Source organism: Plantactinospora sp. DSM 117369 (assembly GCF_053764795.1).
Genome location: NZ_CM132446.1, coordinates 7833020 through 7847286 on the forward strand (window position 1 = coordinate 7833020; position 14267 = coordinate 7847286).

Sequence of the window (14267 nt, forward strand, 5' to 3'; positions counted from 1 at the left end):
TGGCCGATGCCGATCAGGGGCAATAATGACCGCGTGACTGCGGCCTCAGCCATTGACAAGAGCCGGATCCACTCGCTGACCCGACCCAACATGGTCAGCGTCGGGACGATCGTGTGGCTCTCGAGCGAACTCATGTTCTTCGCGGCGTTGTTCGCGATGTACTTCTCCATCCGGGCGGCGGCGCCCGAGCAGTGGGAGAAGCACACCGAGGTGCTGCAAATCCCGTACGCGACGACGTTCACGGTGATCCTGGTGCTCTCCTCGGTCACCTGCCAGATCGGCGTCTTCGCGGCCGAGCGGGGTGACGTGCACGCACTGCGCCGCTGGTTCACGATCACGTTCGTGATGGGCCTGGTCTTCGTCCTCGGCCAGCTCAACGAGTACCGCAACCTGGTGCACGAGGGCGTGAAGATCAACGGCGACGGGTACGGGTCGGTCTTCTACCTGACCACCGGCTTCCACGCGCTGCACGTGACCGGCGGTCTGGTCGCCTTCGTCATCTTCATGATCCGGACGACCATGGGCCGGTTCACCCCGGCACAGGCGACCTCGGCGATCGTCGTCTCCTACTACTGGCACTTCGTCGACGTGGTCTGGATCGCGCTCTACGGCATGATCTACTGGCTTCAGTGATCTTGGAGCTGTCACGTTCCGCCCCGTTGCCCCGTCCCTGAGACAAGGTCGAGAAAACCGTTAAGGACACAGGCCATGACTTCTGACACCCCCGGCGGCGACCGCTCCCGCGGGCTGCTCTCGCGGCTTCGCCGCGCGCGGTCGAGGCCGCGCGGCAAGGCCCGCCGTCGACTGGGCGCCGCGGTCCGGCTGCTGGCCGCACTCACCCTGGCCGGCGGCGCCTACACCGTCTTCGCCCCGGGCCTTTCGGCGCAGGACACCCCGCAGCTCACCTCGGCGGCGCAGGAGGGCAAGGCGCTCTTCGACACGAGCTGCGTGAGCTGCCACGGCCGCAACGCGCAGGGCGTCGAGGGGCGCGGGCCGAGCCTGATCGGCGTCGGCGCCGCCTCCGTGGAGTTCCAGGTGGGCACCGGCCGGATGCCGCTGGCCCGGCAGGAGGCCCAGGCCGAGCAGAAGCCGCCGGTCTTCAACGACGAGCAGACCACCCAGCTCGCGCAGTACGTGCAGGAACTCGGCGGCGGGCCGCAGCTGCCCGAGGGGAGCAACCTGCACCGCGACGGGGACGTGGCCGAGGGCGGCCGGCTGTTCCGGATCAACTGTTCCTCCTGCCACACCTTCGGCGGTGGCGGCGGCGCGCTCTCCTCCGGGAAGTTCGCCCCGAACCTCCGGGACGCCAGCGACCGGCAGATCTACGCCGCGATGCTGACCGGGCCGCAGAACATGCCGGTCTTCGGTGACAACCAGCTGCGGCCGGAGCAGAAGGCCGACATCATCGCGTACGTCCAGCAGACGCTGGCCGAGGACCGCGACCCGGGTGGGCTGAACCTGGGCCGGCTCGGCCCGGCCACCGAGGGTGTGGCGATCTTCCTGGTCGGCATGGTCGCGCTGGTCTTCGCCGCGCTGTGGATTGCGGGGAAGTCATGAGCGAGCGCAAGCGAATCAGCAAGTTCAGTGCGGATGAGCCTCATGGCGAGCCGGAGCGAAGCGGAGGGTCGGCATGAGCACGCGCACGGACGGACACGCCTCCGGCACCACCGGCAACGCGATCGACGTGAACGACCCGCAGGTCTCCCGCTTTGACATCGTCCGGGAGGGCGCCCGGCGCGACGACATCGAGATCGTCCACTACGAGGCGCAGTTCCCCGTCCCGGGCACCAAGGCCGAGCGCCGGATCACCCGGACGATCGCCGGGATGTTCCTGCTGGTCGGCCTCTTCGCCACGGCGTTCGTGGTGGCGTACATCTGGTGGCCCTGGCAGTACAAGCCCGGTACCGGTGCCGGCAAGCTCTACACCCCGGTCCTCGGCCTGACCCTGGGCCTGGCCCTGCTGCTGGTCGGTTTCGGCATCCTCGCCTGGGGCAAGAAGCTGATGCCGAAGGAGGTGTCGATCCAGGATCGGCACATCGAGCCGGCCAGCGACGAGGAGCGCAAGATCACCGGTAACACGCTGGTCTACATGGCCGACGAGCTGGGCGTACGCCGCCGCCCGCTGCTGGGCATCTCGCTGCTCGCCGGCCTGGCCCCGGTGGGCGCGGTCGCCGCGGCACCGTTGATCGGCGGCCTGATCGAGCAGCCGCACAAGAACAACCAGTACTTCACCACCGGCTGGAAGCCGCACGACGGCAAGCGGGTCCACCTGACCCACCAGGACGGCACGCCGGTACGCCCGGAGGACGTCAGCCCCGGCGGTCAGATCACCGTCTTCCCGGGCATCGAGGGCGGCGCCACCAACAAGCACGCCGACTCCCCGGTCCTGCTGATCCACCTCCGGGAGGGTGACGCGGCCGAGGCGAAGGCGGCGAACGACCGGGACGGCAAGCAGGACTTCATGTGGGGCAACTACATCGCCTACTCGAAGATCTGCACCCACGCCGGCTGCCCGGCCAGCCTCTACGAGCAGCAGACCAACCGGCTGCTCTGCCCCTGCCACCAGTCCCAGTTCCTGATCACCGACAACGCCCGCCCGATCTTCGGACCCGCGAGCCGGCGGCTTCCTCAGCTTCCCCTGGCCGTTGAGGAAGGCTTCTTCGTCGCGCAGTCCGACTTCACCGAGACGGTCGGGCCCGACTTCTGGGAGCGGCCATGAAGCGTCGTAGGTTCGATCTGGCGGCGGTGCCGGGCAAGGCGGCCCGGGAGGTCGACGACCGGCTCCAGGTGAACACCCCGCTGCGGGCCATGCTCAACAAGGTCTTCCCGGACCACTGGTCGTTCCTGCTGGGCGAGATCGCGCTCTTCTCGTTCATCGTGCTGCTGCTCACCGGCGTCTACCTGACGCTGTTCTTCGAGCCGTCGCTGCGCGAGGTGACCTACGACGGCAGCTACCGGCCGTATCAGGGCACCCACATGTCCGCCGCGTACGAGTCGTCGCTGACCATCTCGTTCGACGTACGCGGCGGCCTGATCATGCGGCAGATGCACCACTGGGCCGCGCTGCTGTTCATGGCGTCGATCATCGTGCACATGATGCGGATCTTCTTCACCGGAGCGTTCCGCAAGCCGCGCGAGCTGAACTGGATGATCGGCTACCTGCTCTTCTGGGTCGGCTTCCTGGCCGGCTTCACCGGCTACTCGCTGCCGGACGACGGGCTCTCCGGCACCGGCCTGCGGATCGCCTCCGCCATCATGCTGTCGATCCCGGTGATCGGTAGCTGGGTCACCACGGCGATCTTCGCCGGTGAGTTCCCGGGCGAGATCATCATCAGCCGGTTCTTCATCGCCCATGTGCTGCTGATCCCGGCCCTGCTGGTGGGCCTGATCACCGCGCACCTCGCACTGGTCTTCAAGCAGAAGCACACCCAGTGGCCCGGCCCCGGCCGGACCAACTCGAACGTGGTCGGCGAGCGGTTCTTCCCGCGCTACGCGCTCAAGCAGGGCGGCTTCTTCATGGTCGTCTTCGGGGTGATCGCGCTGCTCGGCGGGCTCGTCCAGATCAACCCGATCTGGCTCTTCGGCCCGTACGAGGCCGGCGTGGTCTCCGCGGCCAGCCAGCCCGACTGGTACGTGATGTTCCTGGACGGGTCGACCCGGCTGATGCCGCCATGGGAGATCAACATCCCGATCGGCGACGGGTACGTCATCCCACCACTGTTCTGGCCCACCGTGGTGCTGCCCGGCATCCTGACCGTGGTGCCGCTGCTCTATCCGTTCATCGAGGCACGGCTGAACAAGGACCGGGAGATCCACAACCTGCTCCAGCGCCCGCGTGACGTGCCCGGCCGGACCGCCCTCGGTGCGATGGCGGTGTCGTTCTGGCTGGTGCTGACGCTCTCCGGCGCCAACGACGTGATCGCGGAGAAGTTCTGGATCAGCCTGAACGCGATGACCTGGGCGGGCCGGATCGGGTTGATCGTCGTACCGCCGCTGGCGTACTACGTCACCTACCGGATCTGCCTCGGCCTCCAGCAGCACGACCGGGAGGTGCTGGCGCACGGCGTCGAGACCGGCATCATCCGCCGGCTCCCGAACGGGCAGTTCGTGGAGGTGCACCAGCCGCTCGGCCGGACCGACGAGGACGGACACGGCGAGCTGGAGTACGTCGGCTGGGTCGTACCGAAGAAGATGAACCGGCTGGGCGCGCTGGGCCCGGCGATCCGGGGCTTCTTCTACCCGATCGAGAAGCCGGCCGAGGCGCCGGTCTCGCCCGGACACCCGCCGGTCGAGCCGCGCCCCGAGCGGCAGGAGATCGGCAGCGGCAGCGGCGGCAGTAGCAGGCGCTGAGCGAAACGCACCAGGTGGCGCCCGCCGGAGTCCTCCGGCGGGCGCCACTGCGTTTCCGGGATGATCGCCACGCTCGTTGCCCGGACCCGAGGCGTCACGAGGGCCCGGTACGGTCCGGGACCTGCTCGGCGGCTGGCTGGGCCCGCCCATCCCCGCCGACGACGGCCAGCGGGCCGCGGTCACGGTCTTCACCGCCCACCACGGCCCTCGCGTTGACCGACCCGGCACTGGCCGCGCCCTCCATTACCGGCCGGCTAGCGGCCTGAAGCGGGCCGTCGCCCTACGGCCGCACCTCCGGCAGCCTGAGGCAGGCCGTCCCCCTACGGCCGCACCTCCGGCGGCCTGAAGCGGGCCGTCCCCCTACGGCCGCACCTCCGGCAGCCTGAAGCGGGCCGTCGCCGACCGGCTCGACCGGGCAGGCCCGGCACAGGCCGGGCCCGGCGAGCTGGCGCCGGGCCGGAACCCGGAGGCGCAGGCCGGCAACCTGCCGGAACCCGGAGGCGCACGCCGGCAAACCTGCTCGCCCTCGCCACCGGTCTCGCCGGCAGCGTCATGGCGGGCGTGCGCGGCGCGTCGGCCGCCCGGCCCCCCTCGGGTACCGCCTGGACCAGATCTTCGCCACACGGCCCGCTCAGCACGGCTGACGGGCACCAAACGACGGCGACCCGCAGCCCTGGAGGGGCCACGGGTCGCCGGAGAGGCCGACGGCGCCGGTCAGTGCTCCGCGGTGCGCCGGGTGCCGGAGTAGTACTCGAAGAGCAGCCCGCAGGCGCCGAAGATCACCGCGACCATGCCGGTGGCGATCAGCCACCACTGCCAGAACACCAGGCCCAGGCCGGCGATGGTGGCGGCGAGGGCCAGCCCGAACGGCCAGTAGCTGCCCGGGCTGAAGAAGCCGACCTCACCCGCGCCGTCCGAGATCTCGGCGTCCGGCCGGTCCTCGGGGCGCGGGTCGATCCGCCGCGACACGAACCAGAAGAAGCCGCCGCACATCGCGGTGAGCAGGAACGACAGCGCCAGCGCGACCGTGCCGATCCACTCCACCCGCCCGTCGACGCCGGACGTCCACAGCCCGTAGACGACCGCCGCGAGGGCGAGGAAGATCGAGACGATGCTGAACAGCTTCCACTCGGTCTTCATTTGGCGCTCCTCAGCTTCCCGCGCTCGCGTTACCGAAGTTGTTGACGTCCCGCCGGGTCTCGAACGGCCGGGTGGTCTGGGCGAGCGGCGCCTCACCGATGGCGACCAGGGCATCCTGGGTCGACTGGCCGGCCCGCTTCGCCTCGATGAACCGGTCGTACTCGTCCGGCGAGACCACCCGCAGCTCGAAGTTCATCATCGAGTGGTACGTGCCGCACAGCTCGGCGCAGCGGCCGACGTACGCCCCCTCGGTGTCGAGGCTGGTGACCTCGAAGACGTTGCGTACGTTGCCGGGGAAGACGTCCCGCTTGAACAGCAACTCCGGTACCCAGAACGAGTGGATGACGTCCCGGCTGGTCTCCTCGAACCGGATGCTCCGGCCGGTCGGCAGTACCAGGATCGGGATCACCTCGGTGGTGCCCAGGGTCGAGGCCACCGTGTTGGCGTCCTCGCCCGGCTTGTCCCGGTAGTTGAACTGCCAGTTCCACTTGAACGCGACCACCTCGACGGTCACGTCCGGGTTGCTGGTGACCTTGTTCACCCCGGTCTGCACGATCGCCGTGTAGTAGAAGAGCACGGCGACGACCAGGATCGGCGCGATGGTGTAGAGGAACTCCATCGGCATGTTGAACCGGGTCTGCACCGGCAGCGCCTCGCCCCGCTTGCGGTAGCGGATGACGCACCAGAAGATCAGGCCCCAGACGAAGATGCCGACGGCCAGGGCCGCGATCGTCGAGCCGATCCAGAGGTCGTACATGCGGTGGGACTCGGGGCTGATGCCGCCCTGCGGCCAGCCGAACCCGTCGAACGTCCGGCCGACGTCACAACCGGTCAGCAGGGCGAGCAGCGCGGCGCCACCGGCTCCGAGCCCGGCCAGCCGGCCCACCGACGGGCGCGGGCCGCGCCCTCGGGCGTCCCGGGGACTGTTCTGCCGTACGGCCGACGACCGTACCTCCGAACCCCTTGCGACCACCTGGTCCTGCCTCCCTAGCGCGCCGCGGCGTCGGCGTTTGTCGACACCGGCGGCAAAGGCGTCACCGACGGTCGCAGATTACTCGACCTGCGTAGGCTGGACGGCCTTGGGGTCCGCGTCCCCACTCTGCCGGGGGATCTTGCCCGATCCCCCGCCGCGCTACGGTTTCCTGGTGAGCGAGCCCCCGGCGTACTTCGACGCGGCCTCCGCGGCACCGCTACACCCGGTAGCCCGGCAGGCGATGCTCGCCGCGCTGGAGGACGGGTGGGCCGATCCGGCCCGGCTCTACGCGCCGGCCCGCCGGGCCCGCCAACTCCTCGACGCGGCGCGGGCGGCCACCGCCGAGGTGCTCGGGGTACGCCCCGACGAGCTCTCCTTCACCCCCAGCGGTACGGCGGCGGTGCACGCCGCGGTGCTCGGCGGGTTGGCCGGGCGCCGCCGGGCGGGCGGCACGCTGGTGCACTCGGCGATCGAGCACTCCGCGGTACTGCACGCGGCGGAACGGCACGTGGCCGCCGGCGGCACCGCCACCCCGGTACCGGTGGACCGGGCCGGGCGGCTCGATCTCGACGCCTGGTCGTCGGCGGTGGCCGGCCCCGGAGTGGCGCTGGCCACGTTGATCAGCGCCAGCCACGAGGTGGGTACGGTGCAGCCGGTGGCCGAGGCGGCGCGGGCCTGCGCGGCGGCCGGGGTACCGCTGCACGTCGACGCCGCCCAGTCGGTGGGCCGGCTGCCGGTGCCGGAGGGCTGGTCGATGCTCTCGGCCAGCGCGCACAAGTGGGGCGGCCCGCCCGGGGTGGGGCTGCTGGTGGTCCGCAAGGGCACCCGCTGGGAGTCGCCGTATCCGGCGGACGAGCGGGAAGCGGGTCGTACCCCGGGGGTGGGAAACCTGCCGGCGATCGTGGCGGCGGCGGCCGCGCTGCGGGCGGTGCACGCGGAGGCGGCGGCCGAGGCCGCCCGGCTCGGCCCGCTGGTGGACCGGATCCGCGCCACCGTGGCGGCGACGGTGCCCGACGTGGAGGTGGTCGGCGACCCGGTGCGCCGGCTGCCGCACCTGGTCACCTTCTCCTGCCTCTACCTGGACGGCGAGGCGCTGCTGCACGCCCTGGACCGGCGCGGCTTCGCGGTCTCGTCGGGATCGTCCTGCACCTCGTCCACGCTGCGCCCGTCGCACGTGCTGGAGGCGATGGGGGTGCTGTCGCACGGCAACGTGCGGATCTCGCTGCACCGCGAGAGCACCGAGGCGGAGGTCGACCGGTTCCTCGCCGAGCTGCCGGGGATCGTGGCCACCCTGCGCGCCGAGGCCGGCGTGGTCGGACTCTGAGCCCGCTCCGGCGGGCCGGTTGGCCCGGCTCGGCCCGCCGTCGGACAATCGCCGGAACGCCGACGCCGGCGGCGGCGGTCGCCGGGCCGTTCGGGCGAGGTCGCCGGGGAGGCCGAGGGGAACGGAAGGGACGTACTCAGGTGCCGGGAGGTCAGCGGTGAACGGGCCGGACGAGGTCGTCGACTGTCTCGGCCAGCGCTGCCCGCTGCCGGTCATCGCGGCGGCCCGGCGGCTGCCCCAGCTGCCGGTCGGCGGCGTGCTCCGGGTACTCGCCGACGACCCGGCCGCGGCGATCGACATTCCGGCCTGGTGCCGGATGCGCGGGCAGGAACTGGTCGACACCCCGACCGTCGACGGCTCCCCCGCCTACGACATCCGCCGCGCCCACTGACCGGAGGCCGGCGGCGCGGGTGACCGCCCCGCGCCGCCGCCCGGCCGGGGTGACCCGGCGACGTCTCAGCCCAGGTGCTGCCGGACCTCTTCAGCGGCCTGGTCGCCGTACGACTCGGCGAGGCGCTTGACGAAGAGGTCGCCCCGGACCTCGTACTCCTGGGTGCCGACGGTCTCCAGCACCAGCGTGGCGAGGAGGGAGCCGACCTGGGCGGACCGTTCCAGGCTCAGTCCCCAGGAGAGGCCGGCGAAGAATCCGGCCCGGAAGCCGTCGCCCACCCCGGTCGGGTCGGCGGCCTGCAACTCGCGGGCGATCGGCACGTGGATCCGGTCGATTTCCCGGCCGTCGATCTCCACGCCGTCCTTGCCCAGCGTGGTGACCCGGATCTTGACCCGGTCCAGCAACTGGTCGTCGGTCAGCCCGGCCTTGCTCTGTAGCAGCGACTTCTCGTAGTCGTTGGTCAGCAGGTAGTCGGCGCCGTCGATCAGGCCGAGCACGTCGGAGCCGTCCATCCGGGCGAGCTGCTGCGACGGGTCGGCGGCGAAGGCGTACCCCCGCTGGCGGCACTCCTCGGAGTGCCGCAGCATCGCGTCCGGGTCGTTGGCGCTGACCAGCACCAGGTCGAGCCCGCCGACCCGGTCGGCGACCGGGGCCAGCTCGATGTTGCGGGCCTCGCTCATCGCTCCGGCGTAGAAGGACGCGATCTGGCACATCTCGGTGTCGGTGGTGCAGACGAACCGCGCCGTGTGAGCCACCTCGCTGACGTGCACGGAGGAGCAGTCGACGCCGTGCCGCTCCAGCCAGGACCGGTAGTCGTCGAAGTCGGCGCCGACCGCGCCGAGCAACACCGGCCGCAGGCCGAGCTGCGCCATCCCGAAGGCGATGTTGGCGGCGACCCCGCCCCGCCGGAGCACCAGCTCGTCGACGAGGAAGGAGAGCGAGACCTTGTGCAACTGGTCGGCGATGAACTGATCGGCGAACCGGCCCGGGAAGTGCATCAGGTGGTCGGTGGCGATCGAGCCGGTGACGGCGATCTTCATGTCGGCCCTCGGAGTTGAGACGGTAATGCGGCCGGGTCAGCCTACCGGTCTGTCGTCCGCCACGTCCCCGATCGATCGGGTACCAGCAAACTGGGCGTCATCCGCAGCTCGCCGCCCGGCAACCTCGGGACGCCGGGACGCGGGCCGGACGCGAGGCCGTCTCGGACCTCACCCGCTGCCCCGGGTCCGCCGCCACGCCCGGGACGCCCCGGATGCCCCGGTACGCCGAACGGGCCGCTCCGGCGCGGCGGCATGACGGACTCTCCGGGTAACGTCACGCCGCCCGCGCGGGGCGACCCGCTCAGGCATTCAGTATCTAACGGCAAATCGGGTTGTACCGGCTAAACCGGGACAAAGCACCGATCAGTGGAACGAATCTCCGCAGGCGCACGAGTTCTGCGCGTTCGGGTTGTCGATGGTGAAGCCCTGGGCGTCGATCCGGTCGGCGAAGTCGATGGTGGCGCCGGTGAGGTACGGCGCGCTCATCCGGTCGACGACGACCTCGACCCCGCCGAAGTCGCTGACCACGTCACCGTCGAGCGAGCGCTCGTCGAAGAAGAGCTGATAGCGCAGGCCGGAGCAGCCACCCGGCTGCACCGCGACCCGCAGCCGCAGGTCGTCGCGGCCCTCCTGCTCGATCAGGGCCTTCACCTTCTGCGCCGCGACGTCGGTCAGGACGACGGTGCTCGGAGCGGTTGCCGCGGTCGACTCGGTCTGCGCTGGCGTTGTCACGATGAAAGTCTCCCCTGCGCCGGTGCGATGTTTATCCGTACTGGCCAACGCTAGCCGGCTGGCCGGTGATTCCCAATGCGGGTACAAAATCGATTCTAGGCGGATGCGACGCAGGTCACCCAGGCTCGGGTGGAACCCGCCCCGGTGTGCCGGATCGTCCCGGCCGCCCCGACGAATGTGACGAACGCCCCAATGCGGTCCCGCCGGGCCCGGTCTGCATTCACCGACCCGGCCCCGCCGGGGAGGACCAGCGACCGCCGGATCAGCGGCTCCACTGCCCGGCCAGGCGGGCCGCCAGCGCCCGCAGGCCCTCCGCCGGCCGGCTCATCGCCCGCTCGGCGCCACCGTGCGGCTCCCCGCCGAAGTGGTCGACCAGGCTGTGCGTCTCGGTCACCCCGGCCGCCGCCGACTCCCGCCGCCCGGCGCTGACCCGGCCAGCCAGCACCACGCAGGGCACCCCCCGGTCCCGGGCCGCCCCGGCCACCCCGGCGACCACCTTGCCGCCCAGCGACTGGTGGTCGAAGGAACCCTCCCCGGTGATCACCAGGTCGGCCTCGTCGTAGGCGGCGTCCAGCCCGGTCAGCCGGGTGACCAGGTTGATGCCGGACTCGCACCGGCCGCCCAGGGCGAGCAGCGCCGCACCGAGCCCGCCGGCCGCGCCGGCACCGGGCAGCCCGGCCAGCCCGGGTGGGCAGCCGGGCAGGTCACGCTCCAGCACCTCGGCGAACCGCCGCAGCGCGTCGTCGAGCAGGAGTACGTCCTCCCTGGTCGCACCCTTCTGCGGGCCGAAGACGTTCGACGCGCCGGTCAGCCCGGTCAGCGGGTTGTCGACGTCGGTCGCCGCGACCAGTTCCATCCCGCGCGTCTGGGGCCGTCCGGTCAGCCCGGCAACGGCGAGCAGCGCGGCTCCGCCGTACGGGAGGGCCATCCCTGCGGCATCCACCGGTACGGCGTTCAGCGCGGCCAGCAGCCCCGCGCCCGCGTCGTTCACTGCCGAGCCGCCCAGCCCGACGACGGCGCGCCGGGCCCCGGCCTCGGCGGCGGTGCCGAGCAGCGCGCCGAGGCCGTACGAGGTGGCCCGCCTCGGGTCACGCTCGTCGGGGGCGAGCAGGTGCAGCCCGCACGCCTGGGCGCTCTCCACGTACGCCGTACCGCCGTCGGCGGTGATCAGGATCTCGCCTTCGACCGGCCGGCCCAGCGGGTCGACGGTCGACACCGGCACCCGGCGACCGGGCAGGGCGGCGGCGAGCACTTCGACGAAGCCCGGCCCGCCGTCGGAGAGTGGCCGCAGCACCAGGTCGTCGCCGGGGGCCACTTCCCGCCACCCGTCCCGGACCGCCTCGGCCACCTCGGACGCGGAGAGGGTCCCGGCGAACTTGTCCGGACAGATCAGGATCCGCATGGATCACGAGTGTGGCAGGCCACATCGGTGCGGCTGGAAAGCGGCCCCCGCTGTGAAAACATGGGGTACGTGACTTCGACGTGGGTAGAGCCGTCCAGCACCGCAACCGCCCTGCTGCTGCTCGGCCGGGGCGCCGACCCGGCCAGCGAGCGCGGGGTGGACTGTCCCGGTGAGCTGCCGCCGCCGAGCGACCCGAACCTGGTCGCCCGGGCCAGGGCGGCGAAGGCGGCGCTCGGTGACCGGGTGTTCGTGCTCGGCCACCACTACCAGCGGGACGAGGTCATCCAGTTCGCCGACGTGACCGGCGACTCGTTCAAGCTCGCCCGCGAGGCGGCGGCCCGGCCGGACGCGGAGTACATCGTCTTCTGCGGCGTGCACTTCATGGCCGAGAGCGCGGACATCCTCACCACCGACGCCCAGCGGGTGGTGCTGCCCGACCTGGCCGCCGGCTGCTCGATGGCGGACATGGCGGCGCTGCCGCAGGTCGAGGCCGCCTGGGAGGCGCTGGACGAGCTGGGTGTCGCCGGCTCGACGGTGCCGGTGACCTACATGAACTCGTCCGCCGACATCAAGGGCTTCGTCGGGCGCAACGGCGGGGTGGTCTGCACCTCGTCCAACGCGGAGCGGGCGCTGCGCTGGGCGTTCGAGCGCGGCCAGCGGGTGCTCTTCCTCCCCGACCAGCACCTGGGCCGGAACACGGCGGTGCTGAAGATGGGCCTGGACGCCGACGACTGCGTGCTCTACGACCCGCACAAGCCGGGCGGCGGGCTGACCGCCAAGCAACTCCGGGAAGCCAAGATGATCCTGTGGCGGGGGCACTGCTCGGTGCACGGCCGGTTCACCCGCAGCAGCGTGGACGAGGTCCGGATGCGGGTGCCCGGGGTGAACGTGCTGGTCCACCCCGAGTGCCGGTACGACGTGGTGACCGCGGCCGATTACGTCGGCTCGACGGAGTACATCATCAACACCATCGAGGCGGCGCCGGCCGGTTCGGCCTGGGCGGTCGGCACCGAGCTGAACCTGGTCCGCCGGCTGGCCAACGCCCACCCGGACAAGCAGGTCATGTTCCTGGACCGGACCGTCTGCTACTGCTCCACGATGAACCGGATCGACCTGCCGCACCTGGTCTGGTCGCTGGAGGAGCTGGTCGCCGGCCGGGTGCCGAACCAGATCACCGTGGACCGGGACACGGCACACCACGCCCGGGTGGCGCTGGACCAGATGCTGGCCCTGCCGTAGCGGACGCAGGCGACTACCGAGGGTAATTGTCAGGGTACGGATTCCTGCCGCTGTCCCCGTTTCGTGCCATCCGTCGCGCTGTGACCGCTCCTTTTCCGTAACCGAGCGCTATGCTGCCCGGGGCCGTGACAGAGTCCGGGCCGGAGGGCGTGACCGCGCCGTGCCGGCCGGGCCACGGGGCGACGGCTGTGTGGACCGGATGGTTCACCCTCGCGGACAGCATCGACGTAGAGCAGCATCGACCCGCTGGAGGTTGCGTTGACCGACGACGTCCTGGTCGTACACGGAGGTACGCCCCTTTCCGGGCAGATCCGAGTGCGCGGCGCGAAGAATCTCGTCTCCAAGGCGATGGTCGCCGCCCTGCTCGGCGACGAGCCGAGCCGGCTCTTCGACGTGCCGCGGATCCGCGACGTCGAGGTGGTCCGTGGCCTGCTCGAACTGCACGGCGTGAAGGTCACCGACGGCGTCGACGACGGCGAACTGGTCTTCGACCCGGCCAACGTCGAGAGCGCCAGCACGGACGAGATCAACGTGCACGCCGGGTCAAGCCGGATCCCGATCCTGTTCTGCGGTCCGCTGCTGCACCGGCTCGGCCACGCGTTCATCCCCGACCTGGGCGGCTGCCACATCGGCCCCCGGCCGATCGACTTCCACATCCAGGCGCTGCGGCAGTTCGGCGCGGTGGTGGACAAGACACCCGAGGGCATGCACCTGACCGCCCCGTCCGGCCTGCACGGCACCAAGTTCGAGCTGCCGTACCCGAGCGTGGGCGCCACCGAGCAGGTGCTGCTGACCGCGGTACTCGCCGAGGGCGTCACCGAGCTGCGCAACGCGGCCGTCGAGCCGGAGATCATCGACCTGATCTGCGTACTCCAGAAGATGGGCGCGATCATCAAGGTGCACACCGACCGGGTGATCGAGGTGCAGGGCGTGGCCCGGCTGGGCGGATACACCCACCGGCCGATCCCGGACCGGATCGAGGCGGCGAGTTGGGCCGCCGCCGCGCTGGCCACCGGCGGCCGGGTTGAGGTGCTCGGCGCCGAGCAGGCCGACATGATGACCTTCCTCAACGTGTTCCGCTCGGTCGGCGGGGCGTACGAGGTCACCGACACCCGGCCGCCCCGGGCCGGTCAGCCGGGCCAGGAGGGCGGGATCCGGTTCTGGCACCCCGGCGGCGAGCTGCGGGCGGTGGCGCTGGAGACCGACGTGCACCCGGGGTTCATGACCGACTGGCAGCAGCCGCTGGTGGTGGCACTCACCCAGGCCCGGGGCCTGTCGATCGTGCACGAGACCGTGTACGAGCAGCGGCTCGGCTACACCGAGGCGCTGAACAAGATGGGCGCCACCATCCAGGTCTACCGGGACTGCCTCGGCGGTACGCCCTGCCGGTTCGGCCGCCGCAACTTCAAGCACTCCGCGGTGATCGCCGGGCCGTCGAAGCTGCACGCCGCCGACCTGGTGATCCCCGACCTGCGGGCCGGGTTCAGCCACCTGATCGCCGCGCTGGCGGCCGAGGGCACCTCGCGGGTCTACGGGGTGGATCTGATCAACCGGGGCTACGAGGACTTCGAGGCCAAACTCGCCGACCTCGGCGCGCACGTCGAGCGCCCGTAACCGGCGTACGGGGCCCCGACGCGGGCACCCGTGGCCAGCGGACCGGATGCCGGGTGAGACGC

The 14267-nt window shown here is 71.4% G+C and carries 13 protein-coding genes; 8 read left to right on the forward strand and 5 right to left on the reverse strand.

Annotated elements, in window-relative coordinates:
- Nucleotides 1-33: 33 nt before the first annotated feature.
- From ctaE to qcrB, 4 genes are all read left to right on the forward strand, one after another.
- On the forward strand, nt 34-633 hold the full coding sequence (gene ctaE / locus ACSMXO_RS33315; RefSeq protein WP_346257925.1) for an aa3-type cytochrome oxidase subunit III: 600 nt from the start codon (nt 34-36) through the stop codon (nt 631-633).
- Nucleotides 634-708: 75 nt separating this feature from the next.
- Nucleotides 709-1557, forward strand: coding sequence for a cytochrome bc1 complex diheme cytochrome c subunit (gene qcrC, locus ACSMXO_RS33320; protein ID WP_455415128.1), 849 nt, complete (start codon nt 709-711; stop codon nt 1555-1557).
- Nucleotides 1558-1630: 73 nt separating this feature from the next.
- Entirely contained in the window at nt 1631-2719 is a 1089-nt protein-coding gene (gene qcrA, locus ACSMXO_RS33325; protein WP_346257927.1) for a cytochrome bc1 complex Rieske iron-sulfur subunit, read from the forward strand.
- Nucleotides 2716-4350: a cytochrome bc1 complex cytochrome b subunit gene (qcrB, locus tag ACSMXO_RS33330; RefSeq protein WP_455415129.1), complete on the forward strand. Its 1635-nt coding sequence runs from the start codon at nt 2716-2718 to the stop codon at nt 4348-4350. The genes qcrA and qcrB overlap by 4 nt, the downstream gene beginning before the upstream one ends.
- 714 nt (nt 4351-5064) lie before the next feature.
- Here the strand turns inward: qcrB and ACSMXO_RS33335 are convergent.
- Entirely contained in the window at nt 5065-5490 is a 426-nt protein-coding gene (locus tag ACSMXO_RS33335; RefSeq protein ID WP_346257929.1) for a cytochrome c oxidase subunit 4, read from the reverse strand.
- A gap of 10 nt (nt 5491-5500) precedes the next feature.
- Complete coding sequence (gene ctaC / locus ACSMXO_RS33340; RefSeq protein WP_346257930.1) at nt 5501-6463, reverse strand: aa3-type cytochrome oxidase subunit II; 963 nt, start codon at nt 6461-6463, stop codon at nt 5501-5503.
- A 172-nt stretch (nt 6464-6635) separates the two neighbouring features.
- On the opposite strand from ctaC, the gene ACSMXO_RS33345 reads away from it, so the two are divergent.
- Entirely contained in the window at nt 6636-7787 is a 1152-nt protein-coding gene (locus ACSMXO_RS33345) for a cysteine desulfurase family protein (RefSeq protein ID WP_455415130.1), read from the forward strand.
- A gap of 157 nt (nt 7788-7944) precedes the next feature.
- Nucleotides 7945-8178: a sulfurtransferase TusA family protein gene (locus ACSMXO_RS33350; protein ID WP_318394326.1), complete on the forward strand. Its 234-nt coding sequence runs from the start codon at nt 7945-7947 to the stop codon at nt 8176-8178.
- 65 nt (nt 8179-8243) lie between these two features.
- On the opposite strand, the gene ACSMXO_RS33355 is transcribed toward ACSMXO_RS33350, so the two are convergent.
- From ACSMXO_RS33355 to ACSMXO_RS33365, 3 genes are all read right to left on the reverse strand, one after another.
- The gene (locus ACSMXO_RS33355) at nt 8244-9218 is read right to left on the reverse strand and encodes a carbohydrate kinase family protein (RefSeq protein ID WP_346257932.1); all 975 of its coding nucleotides are present in this window, start codon (nt 9216-9218) and stop codon (nt 8244-8246) included.
- 363 nt (nt 9219-9581) lie between these two features.
- Entirely contained in the window at nt 9582-9950 is a 369-nt protein-coding gene (gene erpA / locus ACSMXO_RS33360) for an iron-sulfur cluster insertion protein ErpA (protein WP_346257933.1), read from the reverse strand.
- Nucleotides 9951-10212: 262 nt separating this feature from the next.
- On the reverse strand, nt 10213-11352 hold the full coding sequence (locus ACSMXO_RS33365) for a glycerate kinase family protein (RefSeq protein ID WP_346257934.1): 1140 nt from the start codon (nt 11350-11352) through the stop codon (nt 10213-10215).
- A gap of 69 nt (nt 11353-11421) precedes the next feature.
- Here ACSMXO_RS33365 and nadA point away from each other — a divergent pair, with 69 nt between their 5' ends.
- Entirely contained in the window at nt 11422-12591 is a 1170-nt protein-coding gene (gene nadA / locus ACSMXO_RS33370; protein ID WP_346257935.1) for a quinolinate synthase NadA, read from the forward strand.
- Nucleotides 12592-12849: 258 nt separating this feature from the next.
- Nucleotides 12850-14205 (forward strand): UDP-N-acetylglucosamine 1-carboxyvinyltransferase, encoded by a 1356-nt coding sequence (gene murA / locus ACSMXO_RS33375; protein WP_346257936.1) that lies wholly within the window; start codon nt 12850-12852, stop codon nt 14203-14205.
- Nucleotides 14206-14267: the final 62 nt, after the last annotated feature.

Bases quoted from the DNA above. Each gene is read 5' to 3' on its own strand.
- ACSMXO_RS33355 (WP_346257932.1), bottom strand. From the start codon at position 9,218: ATGAAGATCGCCGTCACCGGCTCGATCGCCACCGACCACCTGATGCAC.
- ACSMXO_RS33335 (WP_346257929.1), bottom strand. From the start codon at position 5,490: ATGAAGACCGAGTGGAAGCTGTTCAGCATCGTCTCGATCTTCCTCGCC.
- qcrC (WP_455415128.1), top strand. From the start codon at position 709: ATGACTTCTGACACCCCCGGCGGCGACCGCTCCCGCGGGCTGCTCTCG.
- ACSMXO_RS33365 (WP_346257934.1), bottom strand. From the start codon at position 11,352: ATGCGGATCCTGATCTGTCCGGACAAGTTCGCCGGGACCCTCTCCGCG.
- qcrB (WP_455415129.1), top strand. From the start codon at position 2,716: ATGAAGCGTCGTAGGTTCGATCTGGCGGCGGTGCCGGGCAAGGCGGCC.
- qcrA (WP_346257927.1), top strand. From the start codon at position 1,631: ATGAGCACGCGCACGGACGGACACGCCTCCGGCACCACCGGCAACGCG.